Raw genomic sequence first — 22,633 nt, 5'->3', positions numbered from 1 at the left:
CTGTCCCGGGAGAACCGTCCATGGCCCGTGCTCCGCGTTCCTCGTCCTCCGCCGCTTCGGCGTCTCCGTCCGCCACGACGCATGCGCCGCGCGCGCTGTGGAAGGGCGCCATCAGCTTCGGCTTGGTGCACATCCCGATCGCGCTCTACCCGGCCACCTCCGAGCACGCGATCGACTTCGACTGGCTCGACAAGCGCACGCTCGACCCGGTGGGCTACAAGCGCATCAACAAGAAGACCGGTCGCGAGATCCCGCGCGAGCAGATCGTCAAGGGCATCGCGTACGAGAGCGGCCGTTACGTGGTGCTCGGCGACGACGAGATCGCCGCCGCCTATCCGACCACCACGCAGACCATCGAGATCGAATCCTTCGTGCCGGCCGACGGCATCCCCTTCATCTACCTGGAGCGGCCCTACTACGTCGCGCCGGTGGGCAAGGCGGCCAAGGTCTACGCCCTGCTGCGCGAGGCGTTGCGCGCCGCCGGCCGCGTCGGCGTGGCGCGGGTGGTGATCCAGACCAAGCAGCACCTGGCGGTGCTGGTGCCCAGCGGCCCGGGCCTGGTGCTCAACCTGCTGCGTTGGGGCGCCGACATCCGGTCCTGGCAGGACCTGCCGCTGCCCGCCGACGGTGCCGAGGCCGCCGGCCTGAGCGAGCGCGAGCTGAAGATGGCCGTCCAGCTGGTCGAGGACATGAGCGGCGACTGGGACCCGCACGCCTGGCGCGACTCGTTCAAGGACGCGATCATGAAGCTGGTCGACCACAAGGTCGCCAGCGGCAAGACCTCGGACACGACGGCGCTCGAGGACGCGCCCGATCCGAAGCGCAGCGAGGCCCGCATCCTCGACCTGACCGAACTGCTGCAGCGCAGCCTGCGCAAGGGCGCTGGTGGAGGAAAGGCGGCGAAGGCGCCCGGTGCGAAGGCGCGCGGCGACGGCGCGACGTCGAAGCCGTCCCGCGCCGCGAAGGCCGGCGAGGCCACCGGAACCGCCAAGACCCCGAGGACCACGAAAGCCACGAAAGCTGTCGAGGCGAAGGCGCCGGCTCGGTCCACGGGCGCCGCCGCGCGCCGGAGCGCCGCGCCGGCCAAGACGCCGACGCGCCGCGCCGCCTGAGACCCCGCGCGACGCCACGACCGCAAGGAGCCCCGCCATGGGTGACACGGGTGACACGGGTGAACGCGGATCGCTGGCCGCCTACCGCGAGAAACGCGACTTCGCGCGCACGCCCGAGCCGCAGCGCGCCGCCGACGGCGGGCGCCGGGCCGGCGCCGGCCCGGGCATGCTGTCCTTCGTGATCCAGAAGCACGACGCCAGCCACCTGCACTACGACTTCCGCCTCGAACTCGACGGCACGCTGCGCAGCTGGGCCGTGCCCAAGGGGCCGAGCCTCGACCCGTCCGTCAAGCGCATGGCGATCGAGGTCGAGGACCATCCGCTGTCGTACGCCGACTTCGAGGGCACCATCCCGGCCGGCCAGTACGGCGCCGGCACCGTGATCGTCTGGGACCGGGGCGAGTGGCGGCCCGAGGGCGATCCGCGCGCCGCCCTGGCCGCGGGCAAGCTGAAGTTCGAGCTGCGCGGCACCAAGCTGCGCGGGCGCTGGACGCTGGTGCGCATGCGCGGCAAGGGCGAGAAGAAGGCGCCCTGGCTGCTCATCAAGGAGCGCGACGGCGAGGCGCGCGACGCCGAGGACGGCGACGTGCTGGAAGCGCTGCCCGACAGCGTGCTGGCCACGGCGTCCGACGGCGCGGCGCCCGCGTCGGCCGATGCGTCGGGCCGGGCCCGGTTCGGCGTGCCGGCGCGCGCGCGGACGGTCGCCCGGCCGGCATCGGAGGCCGCGTCGAGCGGGTCCGCCGCGCTGCCGGACTCGCTCGCGCCCCAGCTCGCCACGCTGGCGTCCGCGCCGCCCGGGCCGGCGTCCGACTGGTCGTGGGAGCTCAAGTTCGACGGCTACCGCATCCTCGTGCGCATCGCGCACGGCGAGGCCCGCTGCTTCACCCGCAACGGCCACGACTGGACGGCGCGGCTGCCCGAGATCGCGCGGGCGCTCGGCCGGCTGAAGCTGCGCTCGGGTTGGCTCGACGGCGAGATCGTCGCCATGGACGCCGAGGGCCGGCCGTCCTTCCAGACCTTGCAGAACGCCTTCGACCGGCGCGCCACCGCGAGCATCGTCTGCTGGCTGTTCGACCTGCCGTTCCACGACGGCGAGGACCTGCGCGAGCGGCCGCTCGCGGAGCGCCGCGCCCGGCTCGCCACGCTGCTGGGCGACGAGGAGGCGCCCCGGCTGCGCTTTTCCGAGTCCTTCGACGCGCCGCCGCGCGAACTGCTCGAATCGGTCGGCCGGCTCGGCTTCGAGGGCCTGATCGGCAAGCGGCACGGCTCGCCCTACGTGTCGCGCCGTTCGGGCGACTGGATCAAGCTCAAGACCGGCCGGCGCCAGGAGTTCGTGATTGGCGGCCACACCGCGCCCCGGGGCGTGCGCGAGCGATTCGGCGCGCTGCTGCTGGGCGTGCACGACGCGCAGGGCGTGCTGCGCTACTGCGGCAACGTCGGCGCCGGCTTCGACGGCGAGGCGCTCGACGCCGTCAAGGCGCGGCTCGACGCGCACGCGGCGGAGGCGTCGCCCTTCGCGGCGGGCGAGGTGCCGAGGTCGGTCAAGGCGCGCTGGGTCGAACCGGTGCTGGTGGCGGAGGTGGCCTTCGGCGAATGGACGCGCGACGGCCGCGTGCGCCACGGCGTCTTCCACGGCCTGCGCGACGACAAGCCGGCGCGGGAGATCGTGCGCGAGCGCGCGGTGGTGCCGGCGGCCGGGTCGTCGCCAGGCACGGCGACCGCCGATGCGCGGGGCGGGCGCGCGGGCAAGGGCAAGGGCACGGATTCGGCCACGGGCGCGCGCGCGGCTGCCGCCCGCGGCCCCCGCATCACGCACCCCGAGCGCGTGATCGACGCCGCCAGCGGCGTCACCAAGGGCGAACTGGCGGCGTACTTCGAGCGCGTTGCGCCGCTGCTGCTGCCGCACCTCGACGACCGCCCGGTGTCGCTGGTGCGCGCGCCCGAGGGCATCGGCGGCGAGCTGTTCTTCCAGAAGCACGCCAAGGGGCCCGGGCTCGTCGGCGTGACGCGGCTCGACTCGGCGCTCGACCCCGGCCACGCACCGCTGCTGCGGATCGACGACGTTCGGGGACTGTTGGGCGCGGCGCAGATGAACGTGATCGAGCTGCACACCTGGAACGCGACCTCGGCGGCCATCGACCGGCCCGACCGCATGACCTTCGATCTCGATCCGGGCGAGGGCGTGGCCTGGGACCGGGTGCGGGAGGCGGCGCTGCTGGTGCGCACGCTGCTCGACGAGATCGGCCTCGCCGGCTTCCTCAAGACCAGCGGCGGCAAGGGCCTGCACGTGGTGGTGCCGGTGCGTCGGCACCACGGCTGGGCGGTGGTGCGGGCCTTCTCGCAGGCATTGGCGGATCACCTGGCGGCCACGATCCCGGAACGCTTCTCGGCGAAGAGCGGGGCCGGGCACCGCGTCGGCAAGGTCTTCGTCGACTGCCTGCGCAACGGCTTCGGCGCCACCACGGCGAGCGCGTGGTCGGTGCGGGCGCGGCCGGGGCTGGGGGTGTCGGTGCCGGTGGCGTGGGACGAACTGCCCTCGCTGACCGGCGGCGCCCACTGGACGCTGCGCTCGATCGACGCGCGCCCGAGCGTCGGCAACGCGCCCTGGGCCGACATGGAGCGATCGCGCAAGGGACTGGCGGCCGCGATGAAGCGAGTCGGGTTCAGGCCCGCGTCGGTCGCCGATTGATGGCCGGGATCCGATCGCTGGCGCCTGACGGATGACGCCCTGACGCCCTCACGCCTGGCGATCGGGACTGGGAGACAAGCGGAGAACTTCCGCTTCGCTGTATGCGGAACTCGACCCCGAGCCCGAGAACGGACTGGTTTTGCCCCTCTCCCCACCGGGGAGAGGCTGGGTGAGAGGCCGTGGGCGGTGGAGGTGGCTCAGCTTCAACGACCGCCGTCGGCCCTCACCCCTGCCCTCTCCCGGAGGGAGAGGGAGCCCCACCGCGCCGATTGCGCAGCTCCGTCCAGGTGCGAACAGTCATCCGGCCAAGGACACCGAGGAACCGGCTTCGCCGGGCCTCCGGTGTCGCCCCCGGTAGGGGGTAGGCGCTGCGACACGAAGTGCGCAAGCCTGGGGGTGAACCAAGGACACCGAGGAACCGGCTTCGCCGGGCCTCCGGTGTCGCCCCCTCGAAGGGGGTGGGCGCTGCCACACGCAGTGGGCAAGCCTGGGGGTGGGTCAAATGACCTCGTCCGTCACCACCTCGAAGCGCTGCAGCGTGTTGGCGCCGAACACCATCGTGATCGGCACGTCGGCGGCGTCGCGGCCGCGGGCGATCACGATGCGGCCGATGCGCGGCGTGTTGTGGCGCGCGTCGAAGGTGTGCCAGCGGTCGCCGAGGTAGACCTCGAACCAGGCGCTGAAGTCCATCGGGTAGGGCACCGGCGGGATGCCGATGTCGCCCAGGTAGCCCGTCACGTAGCGCGCCGGGATGTTCATGCAGCGGCACAGCGTGACGGCCAGGTGCGTGAAGTCGCGGCACACGCCCACGCGCTCGTTGAAGCCTTCCTGCGCCGTGCGGGTGGCGCGCGCCTGCTGGTAGTCGAAGCGCAGGTGGTTGTGCACGAAGTCGCAGATCGCCTGCACGCGCGACCAGCCGGGCGCGACGTTGCCGAACTGGCGCCAGGCGAAGCCCAGCAGTTCGCCGTCGACCTCGCAGTAGCGGCTGGGCAGCAGGAAGGGCAGGGCCTCGACCGGGAGTTCGGCGACGGCATGCTCCTTGGCGCCGTAGTCGACCGGATCGGGCAGGCCGTTGTCGTAGACCACGGCCTCGTTGCGCAGGCGCACGCTGTTGACGCCCCAGGGCACGTGCACGCGGGCGCACTCGTTGTCGAAGCTGTCGCGGTAGAAGTCCGTGACCAGCGGCGGGCTGATGGTGATGTTCTCGCCCTGGGTGACGTCGCCGGCGCGCGACGGATGCACCTTGAGCATGTAGATCAGCGCGGTGGGGGCGCTGACGCCGAGTTCGATGTCGTAGCCGATTTTGATGAGCATGGCGCCTCGCAGGAGTGGGTGAGCTAAGAAAAAGAACGAGGAGTGGTTCGTGTAATGAAAACCACCACGGGTGCAAGCACGAGACGTGCCGCCCCAATGCCAATGTGCAGTCGATGGTATGCAGTGTCGGTGGTTTCCACCCCGCATTGCCGACGCGTGCCGGCGTAGGCGAAGGCTGATCGTCGCAGCCCCGAACCATTTCCTACTGTGAATCCATCCAGCGTCCTACGCGTCCCGTCGGCCGCTGCCGCGAGGGCATTCCACCACCCGCCCCTAAGGTGCCATGTGGATGTTGCTCGACATAGGCTTCGTTCCGGCCAGGGAAGGTGTCGACGGTCGCGTCCGCGCCTGCTCCATGGTCTTTTCCCCTCTCGCAACGTGCTGCGGACGCCTCACGAGGGCGGCCGGGCATCGAAGAATTTCATCAAGGATTTGGAATGACGCTCAGAAACAGGGCCGCCGCCGGCCGCCGTCCGAAGGCCGGTGACACCGTCAACCCGAAGCAGCAGCAGCTCGCCGGTTTCTCGCAGGACCCGACCTCGCAGCTCACGACCAACCAGGGGGTGCACATCCCCGACAACCACAACTCTCTCAAGGCGGGCCTGCGCGGTCCGACGCTGCTGGAGGACTTCATCCTCCGCGAGAAGATCACGCACTTCGACCACGAACGCATCCCCGAGCGGGCGGTGCACGCGCGCGGCTCGGCCGCGCACGGCTACTTCCAGGTCTACAAGTCGATGTCGCAGTTCACCTCGGCCGACTTCCTGCAGGACCCGTCGCAGCGCACGCCCGTTTTCGTGCGCTTCTCCACCGTCGCGGGCGAGCGCGGCTCGGCCGACACGGTGCGCGACGTGCGCGGCTTCGCCGTCAAGTTCTATACCCAGCAGGGCAACTACGACCTCGTGGGCAACAACGTGCCGGTGTTCTTCATCCAGGACGCGATGAAGTTTCCCGACCTGATCCACGCCGTCAAGCCCGAGCCGCACCACGCCATCCCGCAGGCGGCCTCGGCGCACGACACCTTCTGGGACTTCGCCTCCCTGATGCCCGAGACCACCCACATGCTGATGTGGGCCATGAGCGATCGCGCCATCCCGCGCAGCTACCGGATGATGGAAGGCTTCGGCGTCCACACCTTCCGCTTCGTCAATTCGCGCGGCGAGTCGCACTTCGTCAAGTTCCACTGGAAGCCCAAGCTGGGCGTGCATGGACTGGTCTGGGACGAGGCGCAGAAGATCGCCGGCAAGGACGCCGACTTCCATCGCCGCGACCTCTGGGAAGCCATTGAGAACGGCGACTTCCCCGAATGGGAGCTGGGCGTGCAGATGATCCCGCAGGACAAGGAGCACTCGCTGGGCTTCGACCTGCTCGACCCGACCAAGCTGATCCCCGAGGAGCTGGTGCCGGTGCAGAAGATCGGCCGCATGGTGCTCGACCGCAACCCGGACAATTTCTTCGCCGAGACCGAGCAGGTTGCCTTCCATCCCGGCCACGTCGTGCCCGGCATCGACTTCTCCAACGACCCGCTGCTGCAGGGCCGGCTGTTCTCGTACACCGACACGCAGATCTCGCGCCTGGGCGGCGCCAACTTCCACGAGCTGCCGATCAACCGCGCGATCTGTCCGTTCCACAACTTCCAGCGCGATGGCATGCACCGCCAGACGATCCCGCGCGGCCAGGTCGCCTACGAGCCCAACTCGCTGGCCACCGGCGCCGAGTACCGGGTCGACGGCGCCAGCGCCGGCTTCCAGTCGTACCCCGAGGCGCTCGAGTCGCCCAAGGTGCGCCGGCGCAGCCCGTCGTTCGACGACCACTTCACGCAGGCCCGCCTGTTCTTCAACAGCCAGAGCACGGCCGAGAAGGAGCACATCGTCGCGGCCTTCCGCTTCGAGCTGTCCAAGCTGGAGGTGCCGGCGATCCGCCAGCGCGTGGTCGACAACCTCGCGCACGTCGACGAGAAGCTGGCCCGCCGCGTGGCCGAGCCGCTGGGCATCGGCGCGCCGGACGCGCGTGCCGCGGCGGGGCGCTCGGGCTTCCGCGACCACCAGATCGCGACGACCATCGAGGAGTCGCGCGCGCTGAGCATGGTCGATGCGGGCGAAGGCTCGGTCAAGACGCGCAAGGTCGCCATCCTGGTGGCCGACGGCGTCGACTCGGCCTCGCTCAAGCCGATTCGCGAGGCGCTGGAGAACGCCGGCCTCACCTGCAAGGTGGTCGGGCCGCGCATGGGCACGGTGTCGAGCGCGTCCAAACGCCAGATCGAGATCGACGCGACGTTCTCGGCGATGCCCTCGATCATGTTCGACGCGGTGCTGGTGCCCGCCGGCAAGGAGGGCATCGCGGCGCTGGCGCAGAACGGCGAGGCCGTGCACTACGTGATGGAGGCCTTCAAGCACTGCAAGGCGATCTGCACCGTCGGCGAGGGCGCGCAGCTGCTGGACGTCCTGCGCCTGGCCGAAGGCGTGAAGCCCGCCGGCGTGGTCGTGGCGCCGACGCCGGTGACCAACCTTGGCGACGCCACGGCGGCGCTGCAGATCGCCAGCGACTTCGTCGCGGCGATCGCGAAGCACCGGCATTGGGATCGCGCCGGGATCGAGGCCGTGCCCGCCTGAGTCTGGGCTCACTCCCAGTCTTCGCGCACTTCGTGTCGCTTCGCCAACCCCCTTTCAGGGGGCGACACCGGTGGCCCGGCGGAGCCGGTTCCACGGTGTCCCTGGCGAATGCAGCACTCATGCAGGCCACGCTGAGCGCACCTGCGAGCGAACGAGTCGTCGCTCAGGCGCCCAACGCCTTTGCCAGCGCCGCCAGCGTCTCCCCCACCGGCCGCTCGACCTTCAGGTCGAACAGCTCGTCGGCGCGGGTGCGGCCGAGGTTGACGGCGGCGATGGGTTTGCCGGCCTTGGTGGCGGCCTGCACGAAGCGGAAGCCGGAATAGACCATCAGCGAGGAGCCGGCGACCAGCATCGCATCGGCGGCCTCGAGCGCGGCGAAGGCGTCCGTGATGCGCTGGCGCGGGACGTTCTCGCCGAAGAAGACCACGTCGGGCTTGAGCATGCCGCCGCAGATCGGACAGTCGGGCACGTCGAAACCGGAGAAGTCCAGGCCGTCGAGGTCGGCGTCGCCGTCGGGCGCGGCCCGGGCCTCGAGTTCGGCCCAGCGCGGGTTGCGGCGTCGCAGCTCGGCCTGGAACAGCGGGCGCGGCGTGCGGGCCTCGCAGCCCAGGCAGCGGATGGTGTCGATGCGCCCGTGCAGGTCGATGGTGCGGCGGCTGCCGGCGGCCTCGTGCAGGCCGTCGACGTTCTGGGTCAGCAGCAACTCGACGCGGCCGGCCGCCTCCAGGTCGGCCAGCGCACGGTGCGCGGCGCCGGGGCGCGCGTGCGCCATGGTCGGAAAGCCCACCAGGCTGCGTGCCCAGTAGCGCCGTCGCGTGGCGTCCTCGCCGGTGAAGGCCTGGAAGGTCACGGGCGAGGGGCGTTTCCACTCGCCGCGCACGTCGCGGTAGTCGGGGATGCCCGACTCGGTGCTGCAGCCCGCGCCGGTGAGGACGAACAGGCGTGGATGGCGGGCGGCGAATTCGGTGAGCGCGTGGGCCGCGGCGGTGGCGGAAGTGGGGTCGGTGAGGTCCATGGCGACGGAGTAGGCCGGTCCGGCGCGGGCCGCGATGCAGGCGGTTTGCCCTGGCGTCGGTCAGCCGTCCGATGCGTCGGCGAGCCGGGGGCGGCGATGGAACTTAGACTCGCGCGATGACCGATCCCCAGGCTTTTGCATCCCGCGCTCTCGCCGCCGGCGCCGCTCCCGCCGGCGCTGCCGCCACCGTGCTCGGCGCCTGTCCGCACGACTGCCCCGACACCTGCTCGTTCGTGACGACGGTGCAGGACGGCGTCGCCACCCGGCTGCAGGGCAACCCGGCGCATCCGCACACCGGCGGCGTGCTGTGCACCAAGGTGTCGCGCTACCTGGAGCGCTGCGCGCACCCGGAGCGCTTGCTGCAGCCGATGCGCCGCGTCGGCGCCAAGGGCGAGGGCCGCTTCGAGCCCGTCACCTGGGACGAGGCGCTCGACGACATCGCCGCGCGCCTGCGCGCCCTGGCCGCGGGGCCGGAGGGCGCCGAGACCATCCTGCCCTACAGCTATGCCGGCACCATGGGCCTGGTGCAGGGCGAGTCGATGGACCGGCGCTTCTTCCACCGCCTGGGCGCCTCGCAGCTCGACCGCACCATCTGCGCCTCGGCCGGCGCCGAAGCCCTGACCATGACGCTCGGCGGCAAGGTCGGCATGCGCGTCGAGCACTTCGCCGAGTCGAAGCTGATCCTGATCTGGGGCAGCAACTCGATCGGCAGCAATCTGCATTTCTGGCGCCACGCGCAGGCCGCCAAGCGGGCCGGCGCCAGGCTGGTGTGCATCGACCCGCGCCGTTCCGAGACCGCCGACAAGTGCGACGAGCACATCGCGCTGCTGCCCGGCACCGATACCGCGCTGGCCTTCGCGCTGATGCACGAGCTGATCGTGAACGACGCGCTCGACCACGACTACATCGAGCGCCACACGCTCGGCTGGGCCGCCCTGCGCGAGCGTGCATTGCAGTGGCCGCCCGCGCGCGCGGCCGCCGTGTGCGGCGTGCCGGAGGCGCAGATCGTGGCGCTGGCGCGCGACTACGCGTCCATCAAGCCGGCGGCGATCCGACTGAACTATGGCATGCAGCGCGTGCGCGGCGGCGGCAACGCGGTGCGCGCGGTGGCCTGCCTGCCGGCGCTGGTGGGCGCCTGGCGCCATCGCGCGGGCGGGCTGCTGATGAGCGCGTCGAGCCAGTTCCCGGTCGACCGCGCCACCCTGCAGCGACCCGACCTGATGCCCGGCGGGCGGCCGACGCGCACCCTCAACATGAGCCGCATCGGCGAGGTGCTCGCCGGCGACGCCGACGCGCTCGACGGCGGGCCGCCGGTGCGCGCGCTGGTGGTCTACAACAGCAATCCCGTCGCGGTGGCGCCGGACTCGGCCAGCGTGGCGGCGGGCTTCGCGCGCGAGGATCTCTTCACCGTCGTGATGGAGCAGTTCCGCACCGACACCGCCGACCACGCCGACTACCTGCTGCCGGCGACCGTGCAGATCGAGCACTGGGACATCCACATGAGCTACGGCCACACCGACGTGCTGCTCAACCGGCCCGCCGTCGCCCCGCGCGGCGAGGCGCGCAGCAACGCCTGGGTGTTCCGCGAGCTGGCGCGGCGCATGGACTTCGACGAACCCTGCTTCCGCGACGACGACGAGACGCTGTGCCGCAGCGCCTTCGCGCCCGGGGCGGTCGACTTCGACCGGCTGCTGGACCACGGCTTCGCGACCCTCGCATTGCCCGAGGCACCGTTCGCCGAGGGCCGCTTCCCGACGCCGTCGGGGCGCTGCGAGTTCTTCAGCGAGCGCCTCGCCGCCCGGGGCCAGGACGGCCTGCCCGACCACCTGCCCAACCACGAGCCGCCCGGCAGCTCGGCCGAGTTCCCGCTCGCCATGATCTCGCCGCCGGCGCGCAACTTCCTCAACTCGACCTTCGTCAACGTCACCAGCCTGCGCGCCATCGAGGTCGAGCCGGTGCTGGAGATCCACGCCGCCGACGCCGCCGCAAGAGGCATCGAGGACGGCGCGATGGTGCGCGTCTGGAACCGCCGCGGCGAGCACCGCTGCCGCGCCGAGGTCTCGCGCCGGGCGCGGCCGGGCGTGGTCAACGGCCTGGGCATCTGGTGGCGCAAGTTCGGCGTCGACGGCACCAACGTCAACCAGCTCACCAGCCAGCGCCTGACCGACCTGGGCCGGGCGCCGACCTTCTACGACTGCCTGGTCGAGGTGGCGCCGGCGACGGGGAGCACGGCGGCGTGAGGCGCGCGGGCCGCCGCACGGTCGTCGGCGTCGCGCTGGCGGCCCTCGCGGCGCTGGGGCTGAGCGCCTGCGCCAACCTGGGCTACTACTGGCAGTCGGCCCACGGCCACGTCGACCTGCTGCGCGCGGCGCGGCCGGTGTCGCAGTGGATCGCCGATCCGGCCACCAGCGACGCGCTGCGCGCCAGGCTCGAACTCACGCAGCGCATCCGCCGCTTCGCCGTCGACGAACTCGCCTTGCCCGACAACCGCAGCTACACCGGCTATGCCGACCTGCATCGCAACGCGGCGGTCTGGAACGTGGTCGCGGCGCCGCCGTATTCGCTGACGCTCAAGACCTGGTGCTTCCCGGTCGCGGGCTGCGTCGGCTACCGCGGCTACTACGCCGAGGCCGACGCCCGCGCCGAGGCGGCGGCCCAGGCCGCGCAGGGCCTGGAGACGGCGGTCTATCCGGTGCCGGCCTATTCGACGCTCGGCTGGCTCGACTGGGCCGGCGGCGACCCGCTGCTCAACACCTTCATCGGCTATCCCGAGGGCGAGCTGGCGCGGCTGATCTTCCACGAGCTGGCGCACCAGGTGGTCTACGTGCCGGGCGACACGCTGTTCAACGAGTCCTTCGCGACGGCGGTCGAGCGTCTGGGCGGAATGCGCTGGCTGGCCGAACGCGCCGGCGAGCCGGCACGCGCCGAGTACGCGCAGTTCGACGCCCGGCGGCGCCAGTTCCGTGCCCTGACCCTGGCGACGCGCCAGCGCCTGCAGGCGGTCTACGACACGCCGGCCGCGCGCGCGGGCGACGCGGCCACGGTGGAGCCGCTGAAGCGTGCCGTCATGGACACCTTCCGCGCCGAGTTCGCCACGCTGCGCGCCACTTGGCCGCCGCAGCGGCAGGCGGCCTACGACGGCTGGATCGCGCGGGCCAACAACGCCATGTTCGGCGCTCAGGCGGCCTACGACGCGCTGGTGCCGGCGTTCGTGGCGGTGTTCGAGCGCGAGGGCCGCGACTGGCCGCGCTTCTACGCCGAGGTCCGGCGCATCGCCGCGCTGCCCCCCGCCGAGCGCCGGGCCGCCCTGCCGGCGTTGCCGCCCACGGCGTCAGCCGGCGCGGAGTGAGTCGATCAGATCGATGTATTTCCGTTTGGCCTCGTCGGCCGACACGCCCTTGTGCGCGGACCATGCGTCCCATTTGGCGCGTGCGACGAAATCGCTGAAGCTCGGCCGCTTGGCGGTGTTGTCGCCCTGGGTGGCCTGCTTGAACAGTCCGTAGATCTTCAGCAGCGTCGGGTTGTCGGGTCGTTCGGTCAGCAGCTTGGAGTTGGCCTGTGCGGTGTCGAAGAGGGCGTTCAGATCGGACATGGATGAGCGGCGGAGAAATGAAAAGGAAAGAGGGAAGAAGGGTGAGCGCTCAGCCGATGCTGGCGGTCCGCGCCAGCTCGGCGTCCAGGCGCTCGCGGGCATCGGCCGGCACGATGGCCAGGGCCCGTTCGTAGAGGCGCCCGGCCTCGGCCGCCTTCGCGTCGCCCTCGAGCATCATCAGGCCACGCGCGTATTCCATCCAGCCGCTGGCGGAATGGGAATTCAGCGCGACGCCGCGCTCGAACATGGCGATGGCGGTCTCGGCGCGCACCCCGTAGGTCATGCGCGCGACCAGCGCGCCGACCTTGTCGATGACCTCGGCATGGAAGGAGCCCAGCGCGATGTGGGCGTCGGCATGCAGCGGCTCCAGCGCGACCACGCGCTCCAGCGCCTCCTTGATGCGGCCGCCCAGTCCCTGCGCCAGCGCCCGCGCCACGCTGATGCCCTGGCTGTAGCGCCCGAGGGCATAGGCCTCCCAGAACAGCGCCTGCGGGTCGTCGGGGTTCTTCGCGAGCTGGGTGGCGGCGCGTTCGGCCACCTGCAGGAACAGGGCCAGCCGCACCGACTCGCGCGGCTCCAGGTAGTTGGCGTAGATGGCGGTGGCCTGGTTGGCGAGCGTCAGGCCCTCGGCACCCTGCATCAGGCCGGCAGCGGCGGCGCTCTCGAACTGGCCCGTGTGATAGAGCATCCAGCCATCGATCAAGGCCGCCGACGAGGGCCGGGCCAGCGCCTGCCCGGCATGCAGGCGCGCCCAGCGCGACATCAGGGTGTCGGCGTCGAAGCGCGGCACGTCGGCATGGGGCATCGAGAGCCAGGGACCGGTCGCGGGTTCGGGCGCCGGTCCGGCCGCGGTCGATCGCCGGGCGGTGCGGGGCAGGAAACCCAGTGGATTGAAGTTCGATGTCGGCATGGTCTCGCGGGACTCCTGGGCTCGGTCGTCGCGGTCGGTCATGCGGCCATGGCCTGGTCGACGTGGGCGTAGGCGCTGCTCAAGGCCAGCAGGTGCCGTCGCTGCGCCGGGGCGAGATAGGGCGCCATGAGGTGCAGGGTGTGGTGCGCGCCGCGCAGCAGGGCCGCCTGCGCATGCTCGGGCTCCAGCGCCTCGCGCGGGTTGCGCACGTACTCGTAGCTCAGCCAGTAGGTCAGCACGACCACCATGCTCTGCGCCAGCATGCCCGCCTCCTGCGCGTCGATGTCGAGGTGGCCGGCCCGGCCCAGTCCGGCGAGCATGGTGCGCACGGCGTCGGCCTTGTTGCGCAGCACGCTCTGGAAACGCATCTCCAGGTGCCGGTTCTTGCTCAGCAGGTCGTTCAGGTCGCGGTAGAGGAAGCGATGACGCCACAGCAGCTCGAACAGGCTGTGCATGAAGAACCAGGCGTCCTCGACGTCGTTGACGCCTTCGGCGGCGTGGAGCAGCTCGTCGAGTTCGTGTTCGTAGGCCTCGCAGAGGCGGTTGATGAGTTCTTCCTTGGCCGGATAGTGGTAGTAGAGATTGCCCGGGCTGATGTTCAGTTCGCTCGCCACCAGCGTGGTCGACACGTTGGGCTCCCCGAAGCGGTTGAACAGGTCCAGCGCCGCTTCGAGGATGCGCTCTGCAGTGCGTCTGGGCGCCTTCTTGGCCATGATGGTGCCTCGGTTGGTGTCTCCGGGACACTCTAGCTCAACTGTTACCTTTCAGGTGATGCGTGCCAGTCTTGTGCCGGGTAAGTACGCATGGGTCCCGGCTGGGCGGTGCTTCAGGACGCGTCGTCGTCCGGCGCCCGGCGCTGCGCGGTGCGAGCAGTGGTGCGCGGCTTCGAAAGGGCGTCGAGCTCGTCCTCCAGTTCCTCGACGCGCGCTTTCAGCGCCGCGAACTCCTCGGCGGTGGGCACGCCCAGGCTCGCCAGCGCGCGCGCCACGCGTTCCTCGAAGATGTTCTCCAGCTTGCCCCAGCCGCCCGAGGCCTTGCTGCCGATCTCGCTGGCCAGGCCGGCCATGCGCGCCTGCGCCTGCGCCAGCGTCTCCTCGGCCGCCTGCTGCGTCTTCCTCTGGATGCCGACGCCATCCTTCACCAGGGCCTCGAACGCCTTGCTGCCTTCCTGCTGCATCTTGGCGAAGGCGCCGAGCCCGGCCAGCCAGATCTGCTGGGCCGAGTCCTTGATGCGCTCGGCGGCCTTGTCTTCTTCAGGGGTTGCCATGGTCGTTTCCTTTGAATGGGGCTGGACTGCGCATCTGCAGAGCGATGGCTCCGCCGGAGCTTCGTCGGACTCGACGTGTCTTGTCGATGTCTCACCACGATTATCCTTGCAGGTTCGATTGCGATCCCCGACCCGCCGAATCTCCCGAATCCTCGTCGAGACGAAATGGCTTCTTCAAACGAATTTCCAGTGAAAAACTACGAATACATCATCTTGGGCGCAGGGCCCACCGGACTCACCCTGGCGCATTCCCTGGTCGACGCAGGCGTGGACAAGGACGGGATCCTCGTGATCGAGAAGGAAAGCGTCGCCGGAGGCCTTTGTCGCTCCGAACAGGTCGACGGTGCGCCTCTCGACATCGGCGGAGGGCATTTCCTGGACGTCAAGCGACAGGAGGTGCTGGACTTCGTCTTCCGTTTCATGCCCGAGAGCGAATGGGACACGTACGCACGCGTCTCCAAGATCCGCATCAAGGGCACCGAGGTCGACCATCCCCTGGAAGCCAACCTGTGGCAATTGCCCAAGTCGGAGCAGGTCGACTACCTCGAATCGATCGCCCAGGCCGGCTGCGTGCGCGACGAGCCCATGCCGGAGGCGTTCGCCGACTGGACCCGATGGAAGCTCGGCGAGCGCATCGCCGAGGATTACATGCTGCCCTACAACCGCAAGATCTGGTCGATGGACCCCAATGCGCTGGGCACCTACTGGCTCTACAAGCTGCCCAACGTGTCGTTCCGCGAAACGCTGCGCAGCTGCCTCGAGGGAAGCGCCTATGGTGCCTTGCCGGCCCACGGTGTCTTCCTTTATCCGAAGGCACACGGCTATGGGGAAGTCTGGCGCCGCATGGGCGAGCGATTGGGCGACTCGCTTCGACTGGATACGACGGTAACCTCGATCGATCTGAACGAGCGCGTGGTCAATGGCCAGTGGCGGGGACGGACGATCATCAACACGGTCCCCTGGACGCTCTGGGATCGGTTCTGCGAACTTCCCGCCGAAATCGCCGCCGCTATCGCGAAGCTCCGGAACGCTCCGATCGATGTCGACTACCACGAAGAGACGCTCGACAACCCCTCGCACTGGGTCTACGAGCCCGACGAGGCCATTCCGCATCACCGGCTGCTGTTGCGCGCCAATTTCGCCAAAGGCTCGCGAGGCTACTGGACCGAGACGAATTCGGCACGCGCCGTGGCACCCGGCACGTGGCGCCATCGCAACGAGTTCGCCTATCCGATCAACACCCTCGGCAAGCCGGAGGCCGTGGCCAGCATCTGCGAATGGGCTGCGAAGCACGGCATCGTCGGCGCCGGTCGCTGGGGCAAGTGGGAACACATGAACTCCGATGTCGCGGTGGCCGAGGGTCTGACGCTCGCGCGGTCCCTGGCGCAGTCGCGTCTCGAAGGACGTTCGCAGTCATGAGGATCTCTCTCTGCCTCGTCACCTGGAACGAACTCCAGGGCTGCCAGATCGACGTGCCGCAACTCCCGCGCGACCAGTTTGACGAGATCTATGCCGTCGACGGCGGCAGCACCGACGGCACCATCGCCTACCTGGAATCGCAAGGCATCCCGGTGCATGTCCAGCCCAAGAAGGGCCTGAACGCGGCCTACGTGCACGCGAACGACATGTCGACCTGCGATCACGTCGTCGTGTTCTTCCCGAAGGCGACCACGCCCGTGACCGACCTTCTCAAGTTCAGGCCGTTGTTCGCGCAGGGTAACGAACTCGTCGTCGCCAGCCGGCAGATCGCCGGATCGGTCAACGAGGAGGACGTCAGCCTGTGGCGACCGCGCAAATGGGCCGTGTGGATCCTGTCGGTCCTGGCGATGCTGGTGTGGAAGCGCGATGGCTATTGGGTCCGCGACGTCCTGCATGGCTTCAAAGGATGGTCGCGCAGCGCATTCCAGAAGATGAAGGTGCTCGACCACGGCCTGTCGATCGACATCGAGATGGTGGTGCGAGCCTACAAGCTGCGGATCGCACGTGCGGAATTCCCGACCTCGGAAGTCGGCCGCGCCTACGGTACGACGCACTTCAAGATCTGGCCGACCGGAAAGCGCCTGCTCAAGTACCTCAAATTCGAGTTCTTCAGACGTGACTGACCGTGATGTCGTGCCGGCCGCACCGGCCCACCGTGGCGGGGTGATCCGCATTCTGAAGTCGACTTGGTTCCGCATCGCGCTGGCGTTGCTGGTGCTGGCGACGCTGGTTCACTTCAACCGCATCGATCCGCGTGCCTTCGCTGAACTGGGGCAGCGTTGGCCGTGGCTCGCATTGGCGTTCGTGCTGATGCTGCCGTCGTATGCGATCGTCTCCTGTCGGTTCTGGTTGGTGCTGAGGAACCAGGGCATCGACGTGCCTTTCGCCATCGCGCTGCGCTGGACGATGATCGGCTCCTTCTTCGATCTGGCGATGCCCAGCAATTCCGGAGGCGACATCGTCAAGGCGGCCTATGTCGTGAAGCATGTCGGGCAGGGCTCGCGAACCCGTGGTGTCATGGCAGTGGCCTTCGATCGCGTCCTGGGATTGATCGGGCTGTTCATGCTGTCGAGCCTGACCATCGTGGCTGGCTGGAAATACGTGCAGCAACTCCCCGGCAGCAGCCGCTTGCTGGTGTTGTTGCCACTGTTCACGATCGGATCGCTGGCCTTCTTCCGGATCTTCGGCTCTCGCCGCCTCTACCGCAACGAATGGCTGGCGGCCACGATGCTGCGTTTGCCCGGTGGCTCTCTCCTGCGCCAGGTCATCGGCAGCTTCAATTCGCTGCGCGAGCAGCCCCGCCAACTGGTCTGGGTCATGGCGCTGTCGGTGGCCAATCACGCATGCTGGTGCGCGGCGCTGCTGTGCATCACGGTGGCCTTCGGCCTATCGATCGCCGCCGTGCAGGGATTCGCGGTCTTCCCTCTGGCCATTTTCGGCAACACGTTCGGCTTCGCGGGTGGCTTCGGCGTCGGCACTGCGGCCTTCGATGTCGTCTTCGCGTCCTTGCTGCATGTTTCGGTGGGCGCAGCCATCGGCTTGACGTTCCAGGTACTGACGGCGATCTCGCGACTCAGTGGGTTGCCGTTCTATCTGCACGATCCGGATCGCCTGTCGAACAAAATTCAGTGATTTCAAGACGAAAGAAAAAACAGCGGCCATGGCCGCTGTTTTTGTCGTTTGGCTCCGGAGATCGCATCAATCCGCACGCGCCGGGAGTCGAAGTCGTCAGTTCTCGCGGCTGACCGATACCTGGTAGCCGTGCTTCCTCAGCAGCGAATGCTGGCGCGCATCTTCCAGATCGCGCGCGACCATCTCGGCGACCATTTCGTCGAGCGTGATCTCCGGGATCCAGCCGAGCTTGTCCTTGGCCATCGTGGCGTCGCCCAGCAGCGTCTCGACCTCGGCCGGACGGAAGTAGCGGGCATCGACCGAGACGATCGTGTCGCCGACCTGCACGCCCGGTGCCTTGTCGCCGGTGATCGCGCGCACGATCGCCTTCTCCTCGACGCCGCGACCGATGAAGTCGAGTTCGATGCCCAGCTCGGCGGCCGACTTGCGCACGAAGTCGCGCACGCTGTACTGGACGCCGGTGGCGATCACGAAGTCCTGCGCCTCTTCCTGCTGCAGCATCATCCACTGCATGCGCACGTAGTCCTTGGCGTGGCCCCAGTCGCGCAGGGCGTCGAGGTTGCCGACGAACAGGCACTTCTCCAGGCCCTGGGCGATGTTGCACAGGCCGCGCGTGATCTTGCGCGTCACGAAGGTCTCGCCGCGGCGCGGGCTCTCGTGGTTGAACAGCACCCCGTTGCAGGCGTACATGCCATAGGCCTCGCGGTAGTTCTTGGTGATCCAGTAGGCGTAGAGCTTGGCCACGCCATAGGGGCTGCGTGGGTAGAAGGGTGTGCTCTCGCGCTGCGGAATCTCCTGCACCAGACCGTAGAGCTCGCTGGTGCTGGCTTGGTAGAAGCGCGTCTTTTCCTGCAGGCCCAGCAGGCGCACGGCCTCCAGCAGGCGCAGCGTGCCGATGGCGTCGACGTCGGCCGTGTACTCGGGCGCCTCGAAACTCACCGCCACGTGGCTCTGCGCGCCGAGGTTGTAGATCTCGTCGGGCTGCACCTGCTGCACGATGCGCGTCAGATTGCTAGTGTCGGTCAGGTCGCCGTAGTGCAGGTGGAGGCGGCGATCCTGCTCGTGCGGGTCCTGATAGAGATGGTCGATGCGGTCGGTGTTGAACGAGGAGGCACGGCGCTTGATGCCGTGCACCTCGTAACCCTTCTCGAGCAGGAATTCGGCGAGGTAGGAGCCGTCCTGGCCCGTGATGCCGGTGATGAGGGCTTTTTTCAGAGTCGTGGTCATTGCTTTTATTTTGCCCGAGCGTTGAGGGGCGTGACGCGGCCGTAGGTGTCGTCGAAACGCACGATGTCGTCCTCGCCCAGGTAGCCGCCCGACTGCACCTCGATGACCTCGAGCATCAGCTTGCCCGGGTTCTCCAGGCGGTGCACGGTGCCCAGGGGGATGTAGACCGATTCGTTCTCGCGCACCAGGATCGTTTCCTCGTCGCGCGTGACCTTGGCGGTGCCCTTGACGACCACCCAGTGCTCGGCGCGGTGGTGATGCATCTGCAGCGACAGCTTGGCGCCCGGCTTGACGGTCAGGCGCTTGACCTGGAAGCGCTCGCCCGAGTCGACGCCGTCGTACGCGCCCCAGGGGCGGGCCACGCGGCGGTGCTCGACGGCCTCGAGGCGGCCTTCGCGGTTGAGCATGCTCACCACGTCCTTGACCTGCTCGGCGTACTTGACGTTGGCTACCAGCACGGCGTCCTGGGTGTCGACGATGATGAGGTCCTCGGTGCCCAGGGCGACCACCGGGCGGATCGGCGCGTGCACGAAGGTGTTCCTGGCGTTGAGCGCGCTGGCCATGCCGTTCAGGCGGTTGCCGGCGTCGTCGGCCGGGTACAGGTTGGCCACGGCGTTCCAGCTGCCGACGTCGCTCCAGGCGCCGTCGAAGCGCAGCACGGCGATGGCCGCGTGCTTCTCCAGCACCGCGTAGTCGATGCTCTCGCTGCGGCAGGCCGCGAAGGGTTCGCGGTTCAGGCGCACGAAGTTGCCGTCGGCGGCGGCACCGGCGGTGGCCTGCTGGCAGGCGGCCAGGATGTCCGGGGCCTGCTGGCGCAGGGCTTCGATCAGCGTGCCCGCGCGCACCAGGAAGATGCCCGCGTTCCACAGGAAGCCGCCCTTGAGCAGCATCGACTGGGCGACGTCCTCGGTCGGCTTCTCGACGAAGCGCACCACGGCGTTGCCGGCCGGGGCCTCGGCGCCGTCCGCACCGGTCAGGGCCGCGCCGGTCTCGATGTAGCCGTAGGCCGTGCTCGGGAAGGTTGGCGCGATGCCGAAGGTGACGATGTTGCCGGCGAGGGCGGCATCGGCGCCGGCGCGCACGGTCTCGGCGAAACGCTCGGCATCGGGGATGTGATGGTCGGCCGGGGCGAACAGCAGCAGGTCGTCGCTGTCGGCCAGAAGCGCGGCCGCGGCCATGGCGGCGGCGGTGTTGCGGCCCACGGGTTCGAGGATCAGCTTGCCCGACACCTTGGCGGCGTCGAGGGCTTCCTGGACCAGGAAGCGATGGTCGTCGGCGGCCATGCAGGTGATCGTGTCGTTGAGACTGCGCAGGCGCTCGAGCGTCATCTGCAGCAGGCTCTTGCCGTCGATCAGGGGGGTGAACTGCTTGGGAAGCGCCTTGCGCGACAGGGGCCACAGGCGCGTGCCGTTGCCGCCGCAGAGAACAACTGGATGAATGGAAGTGGTCATGAGCAATGATCGGTCTTGGTGGACGGGTTTCGGAGCAGTCATGCGCATCGTCGTCCGCGACACACGACTTGGTGACAACTTAATACAAAAGAACGCGTAATGTAACGCTCAATTGTTTCTCAAGTCTTGCAAGCGAAGCGTGAAAAGTGGATGAAAGGGAGTCTGATCAGGCTGAAAGTCACGGATGTCGCGGAAATGCGGAGCATTCCGAACGACATTCGTCTTTAAGCCCGACTAACTAGTTCGTTCGACGTTCGAAAAGTGCCCCTTGTGGATAATCCGGCCCTCAGACCGTCGCAGTGGCGGTTGCACAAGTCAACTGGACAAGCTCCCACATGATTCTGGTCACAGGCGGCGCCGGCTTTATCGGTGCCAATTTCGTTCTCGACTGGCTCGCACGCAACGACGAGCCGGTCGTCAACCTCGACAAGCTTACCTATGCCGGCAACCTGCAGACGCTGGCGTCGCTTGATGGCAACGCTTCTCATATTTTCGTTCAGGGCGATATCGGGGATAACGCGCTGCTCGATCGACTGCTCGCCGAACACCGGCCGCGCGCCGTCGTGAACTTCGCGGCCGAGTCGCATGTCGACCGTTCGATCCACGGTCCCGAGGACTTCGTGCAGACCAACGTGCTGGGCACTTTCCGATTGCTCGAAGCCGTGCGCGGCCACTGGAACACGCTGCCGCCAGAGGAGAAGTCCGCCTTCCGCTTCCTCCACGTGTCGACCGACGAGGTCTACGGTTCGCTGTCGGCCACCGACCCCGCGTTCACCGAGGAAAACACCTACGAGCCCAACAGTCCGTACTCGGCCAGCAAGGCCGCCAGCGACCACCTCGTGCGTGCCTGGCACCACACCTACGGGCTGCCGGTGCTCACTACCAATTGTTCCAACAATTACGGCCCGTTCCATTTCCCGGAGAAGCTCATTCCCCTGATGATCGTCAACGCGCTCGCCGGCAAGCCCTTGCCGGTGTATGGCGACGGCATGCAGGTGCGCGACTGGCTCTACGTCAAGGACCATTGCAGTGCCATCCGCCGCGTGCTCGAAGGTGGCCGCCTGGGCGAGACCTACAACGTCGGTGGCTGGAACGAGAAGCCCAACATCGACATCGTGAACATCGTCTGCGCCCTGCTCGACGAGTTGCACCCGCGCGCCGACGGCAAGCCGTACCGCGAGCAGATCACCTACGTCACCGACCGGCCCGGCCACGATCGCCGCTACGCCATCGACGCGCGCAAGCTGGAGCGCGAACTGGGTTGGAAGCCTGCCGAGACCTTCGAGTCGGGCATCCGCAAGACGGTGGAGTGGTACCTCGCCAACGGCGAATGGGTGCGCAACGTGCAGAGCGGCGCCTATCGCGAATGGGTGGAGAAGCAGTACGACACGTCGAAGGACGTCGCATGAAGCTGCTGCTGCTGGGCAAGGGCGGGCAGGTGGGCTGGGAGCTCCAGCGCAGCCTGGCGCCGTTGGGCGAGGTGGTCGCGCTCGATTTCGACAGTCAGGAATTCGCCGCCGACTTCAGCCGTCCCGATGCGCTGGCCGAGACCGTGCTGCAAGTGCGCCCCGACGTCATCGTCAATGCCGCCGCGCACACGGCCGTGGACAAGGCCGAGAGCGAACCCGACGTCGCGCGCCTGATCAACGCCGCTTCGCCCGGCGCCATCGCGCAGGCAGCGCAGCGGATCGACGCGCTGCTCGTCCACTACTCCACCGACTATGTCTTCGACGGCAGCGGCGGCGCGCCCTGGGTCGAGGACGCCCCCACCGGCCCGCTGAGCGTCTACGGCCGCACCAAGCTCGAAGGCGAGCAGCTGGTGGCACGGCATTGCACGAAGCACCTGATCTTCCGCACCAGCTGGGTCTATGCCGCACGGGGCGGCAATTTCGCCAAGACCATGCTGCGCCTGGCGAAGGAGCGCGAGCGCCTGACCGTCATCGACGACCAGTTCGGCGCGCCGACGGGGGCCGAACTGCTGGCCGACATCACCGCCCACGCCATCCGCGATACCCTGCGCGATCCGTCGAAGGCCGGGCTCTATCACGCCGTCGCCGGTGGCGAGACCAGCTGGCACGGCTATGCGCGCTTCGTGCTCGAGCAGGCCTCGAAAGCCGGCGTCGAACTCAAGGCCGGCCCCGACGCCGTCGAAGCCGTGCCGACCAGCGCCTTTCCGACGCCGGCGCAGCGGCCGCGCAATTCGCGCCTCGATACCCGCAAGCTGCAGTCGACCTTCGGCCTGGTGCTGTCCGACTGGCGCGTCGGCGTGGCGCGGATGCTGCACGAGACGCTGTGATCTCCATGCCGGAGACGACCCGCCGTGGTCGTGTCCA

General features: G+C 68.9%; 18 protein-coding genes. 10 read left to right on the top strand and 8 right to left on the bottom strand.

Translation table 11 applies throughout. The features are described 5' to 3' along the window. The first annotated feature begins 20 nt into the window (after positions 1-20). The gene (locus tag ABID77_RS10020; protein ID WP_429594542.1) at positions 21-1,112 is read left to right on the top strand and encodes a Ku protein; all 1,092 of its coding nucleotides are present in this window, start codon (positions 21-23) and stop codon (positions 1,110-1,112) included. A gap of 37 nt (positions 1,113-1,149) precedes the next feature. Further along, positions 1,150-3,801, top strand: coding sequence for a DNA ligase D (gene ligD / locus ABID77_RS10015; protein WP_429594539.1), 2,652 nt, complete (start codon positions 1,150-1,152; stop codon positions 3,799-3,801). A 498-nt stretch (positions 3,802-4,299) separates the two neighbouring features. On the opposite strand, the gene ABID77_RS10010 is transcribed toward ligD, so the two are convergent. Then, positions 4,300-5,115, bottom strand: a complete 816-nt coding sequence (locus ABID77_RS10010) for a transglutaminase-like domain-containing protein (protein ID WP_429594536.1) — start codon at positions 5,113-5,115, stop codon at positions 4,300-4,302. Between the two features lie 437 nt (positions 5,116-5,552). Here ABID77_RS10010 and katE point away from each other — a divergent pair, with 437 nt between their 5' ends. Continuing rightward, complete coding sequence (katE, locus tag ABID77_RS10005; RefSeq protein WP_429594534.1) at positions 5,553-7,727, top strand: catalase HPII; 2,175 nt, start codon at positions 5,553-5,555, stop codon at positions 7,725-7,727. 163 nt (positions 7,728-7,890) lie between these two features. Here katE and ABID77_RS10000 read toward each other — a convergent pair whose 3' ends face one another. Further along, complete coding sequence (locus ABID77_RS10000) at positions 7,891-8,742, bottom strand: NAD-dependent protein deacetylase (RefSeq protein ID WP_429594531.1); 852 nt, start codon at positions 8,740-8,742, stop codon at positions 7,891-7,893. Between the two features lie 116 nt (positions 8,743-8,858). On the opposite strand from ABID77_RS10000, the gene ABID77_RS09995 reads away from it, so the two are divergent. Both ABID77_RS09995 and ABID77_RS09990 read left to right on the top strand, forming a co-directional pair. Further along, positions 8,859-10,982, top strand: coding sequence for a molybdopterin-containing oxidoreductase family protein (locus tag ABID77_RS09995; protein WP_429594528.1), 2,124 nt, complete (start codon positions 8,859-8,861; stop codon positions 10,980-10,982). Continuing rightward, entirely contained in the window at positions 10,979-12,091 is a 1,113-nt protein-coding gene (locus tag ABID77_RS09990) for an aminopeptidase (RefSeq protein WP_429594525.1), read from the top strand. The genes ABID77_RS09995 and ABID77_RS09990 overlap by 4 nt, the downstream gene beginning before the upstream one ends. On the opposite strand, the gene ABID77_RS09985 is transcribed toward ABID77_RS09990, so the two are convergent. The 4 genes from ABID77_RS09985 to ABID77_RS09970 all read right to left on the bottom strand — a co-directional run bounded on the left by ABID77_RS09985 (position 12,074) and on the right by ABID77_RS09970 (position 14,511). Next, on the bottom strand, positions 12,074-12,334 hold the full coding sequence (locus tag ABID77_RS09985) for an acyl-CoA-binding protein (RefSeq protein ID WP_429594522.1): 261 nt from the start codon (positions 12,332-12,334) through the stop codon (positions 12,074-12,076). The two genes, ABID77_RS09990 and ABID77_RS09985, sit on opposite strands and share 18 nt — an antisense overlap. 49 nt (positions 12,335-12,383) lie before the next feature. After that, positions 12,384-13,286, bottom strand: a complete 903-nt coding sequence (locus tag ABID77_RS09980) for a hypothetical protein (protein ID WP_429594519.1) — start codon at positions 13,284-13,286, stop codon at positions 12,384-12,386. Continuing rightward, complete coding sequence (locus ABID77_RS09975; protein ID WP_429594517.1) at positions 13,283-13,957, bottom strand: TetR/AcrR family transcriptional regulator; 675 nt, start codon at positions 13,955-13,957, stop codon at positions 13,283-13,285. The genes ABID77_RS09980 and ABID77_RS09975 overlap by 4 nt, the downstream gene beginning before the upstream one ends. A gap of 113 nt (positions 13,958-14,070) precedes the next feature. Beyond that, complete coding sequence (locus ABID77_RS09970) at positions 14,071-14,511, bottom strand: phasin family protein (protein WP_429594514.1); 441 nt, start codon at positions 14,509-14,511, stop codon at positions 14,071-14,073. Positions 14,512-14,700: 189 nt separating this feature from the next. Here ABID77_RS09970 and ABID77_RS09965 point away from each other — a divergent pair, with 189 nt between their 5' ends. Genes ABID77_RS09965 through ABID77_RS09955 form a run of 3 tightly spaced genes read left to right on the top strand, consistent with a single transcriptional unit; the run spans position 14,701 to position 17,622 of the window. After that, entirely contained in the window at positions 14,701-15,930 is a 1,230-nt protein-coding gene (locus tag ABID77_RS09965) for a protoporphyrinogen/coproporphyrinogen oxidase (RefSeq protein ID WP_429594511.1), read from the top strand. After that, positions 15,927-16,613 carry a glycosyltransferase gene (locus ABID77_RS09960; protein ID WP_429594508.1) on the top strand — a complete coding sequence of 229 codons (687 nt, stop codon included), beginning with the start codon at positions 15,927-15,929 and terminating at the stop codon, positions 16,611-16,613. The genes ABID77_RS09965 and ABID77_RS09960 overlap by 4 nt, the downstream gene beginning before the upstream one ends. After that, complete coding sequence (locus ABID77_RS09955; protein ID WP_429594505.1) at positions 16,606-17,622, top strand: lysylphosphatidylglycerol synthase transmembrane domain-containing protein; 1,017 nt, start codon at positions 16,606-16,608, stop codon at positions 17,620-17,622. Before ABID77_RS09960 ends, ABID77_RS09955 begins: the two co-directional genes overlap by 8 nt. Before the next feature lie 96 nt (positions 17,623-17,718). Here the strand turns inward: ABID77_RS09955 and gmd are convergent, their stop codons facing one another. Beyond that, on the bottom strand, positions 17,719-18,849 hold the full coding sequence (gene gmd / locus ABID77_RS09950; protein WP_429594503.1) for a GDP-mannose 4,6-dehydratase: 1,131 nt from the start codon (positions 18,847-18,849) through the stop codon (positions 17,719-17,721). A gap of 5 nt (positions 18,850-18,854) precedes the next feature. Beyond that, positions 18,855-20,300 carry a mannose-1-phosphate guanylyltransferase/mannose-6-phosphate isomerase gene (locus ABID77_RS09945; protein WP_429594501.1) on the bottom strand — a complete coding sequence of 482 codons (1,446 nt, stop codon included), beginning with the start codon at positions 20,298-20,300 and terminating at the stop codon, positions 18,855-18,857. Positions 20,301-20,635: 335 nt separating this feature from the next. Between ABID77_RS09945 and rfbB the strand changes: the two genes are divergently transcribed. Together rfbB and rfbD are read left to right on the top strand one after the other, a co-directional pair. Further along, positions 20,636-21,709, top strand: a complete 1,074-nt coding sequence (rfbB, locus tag ABID77_RS09940; RefSeq protein WP_429594498.1) for a dTDP-glucose 4,6-dehydratase — start codon at positions 20,636-20,638, stop codon at positions 21,707-21,709. Beyond that, positions 21,706-22,596 (top strand): dTDP-4-dehydrorhamnose reductase, encoded by an 891-nt coding sequence (rfbD, locus tag ABID77_RS09935; protein WP_429594495.1) that lies wholly within the window; start codon positions 21,706-21,708, stop codon positions 22,594-22,596. The genes rfbB and rfbD overlap by 4 nt, the downstream gene beginning before the upstream one ends. Positions 22,597-22,633: the final 37 nt, after the last annotated feature.

It is taken from the genome of Variovorax sp. PvP013, assembly GCF_050435945.1.
Taxonomy (GTDB): Bacteria; Pseudomonadota; Gammaproteobacteria; order Burkholderiales; family Burkholderiaceae_C; genus Variovorax.
The sequence above is the reverse complement of the archived record's forward strand: the minus strand, read 5'-3'. Positions and strand labels throughout refer to the sequence as shown.

Bases quoted from the DNA above. Each gene is read 5' to 3' on its own strand.
- ABID77_RS09975 (WP_429594517.1), bottom strand. From the start codon at position 13,957: ATGGCCAAGAAGGCGCCCAGACGCACTGCAGAGCGCATCCTCGAAGCG.
- ABID77_RS09945 (WP_429594501.1), bottom strand. From the start codon at position 20,300: ATGACCACTTCCATTCATCCAGTTGTTCTCTGCGGCGGCAACGGCACG.
- ABID77_RS09985 (WP_429594522.1), bottom strand. From the start codon at position 12,334: ATGTCCGATCTGAACGCCCTCTTCGACACCGCACAGGCCAACTCCAAG.
- rfbD (WP_429594495.1), top strand. From the start codon at position 21,706: ATGAAGCTGCTGCTGCTGGGCAAGGGCGGGCAGGTGGGCTGGGAGCTC.
- ABID77_RS09960 (WP_429594508.1), top strand. From the start codon at position 15,927: ATGAGGATCTCTCTCTGCCTCGTCACCTGGAACGAACTCCAGGGCTGC.
- ligD (WP_429594539.1), top strand. From the start codon at position 1,150: ATGGGTGACACGGGTGACACGGGTGAACGCGGATCGCTGGCCGCCTAC.
- ABID77_RS09980 (WP_429594519.1), bottom strand. From the start codon at position 13,286: ATGACCGACCGCGACGACCGAGCCCAGGAGTCCCGCGAGACCATGCCG.
- katE (WP_429594534.1), top strand. From the start codon at position 5,553: ATGACGCTCAGAAACAGGGCCGCCGCCGGCCGCCGTCCGAAGGCCGGT.
- ABID77_RS10000 (WP_429594531.1), bottom strand. From the start codon at position 8,742: ATGGACCTCACCGACCCCACTTCCGCCACCGCCGCGGCCCACGCGCTC.
- gmd (WP_429594503.1), bottom strand. From the start codon at position 18,849: ATGACCACGACTCTGAAAAAAGCCCTCATCACCGGCATCACGGGCCAG.
- ABID77_RS09970 (WP_429594514.1), bottom strand. From the start codon at position 14,511: ATGGCAACCCCTGAAGAAGACAAGGCCGCCGAGCGCATCAAGGACTCG.
- ABID77_RS10020 (WP_429594542.1), top strand. From the start codon at position 21: ATGGCCCGTGCTCCGCGTTCCTCGTCCTCCGCCGCTTCGGCGTCTCCG.
- rfbB (WP_429594498.1), top strand. From the start codon at position 20,636: ATGATTCTGGTCACAGGCGGCGCCGGCTTTATCGGTGCCAATTTCGTT.
- ABID77_RS09995 (WP_429594528.1), top strand. From the start codon at position 8,859: ATGACCGATCCCCAGGCTTTTGCATCCCGCGCTCTCGCCGCCGGCGCC.
- ABID77_RS10010 (WP_429594536.1), bottom strand. From the start codon at position 5,115: ATGCTCATCAAAATCGGCTACGACATCGAACTCGGCGTCAGCGCCCCC.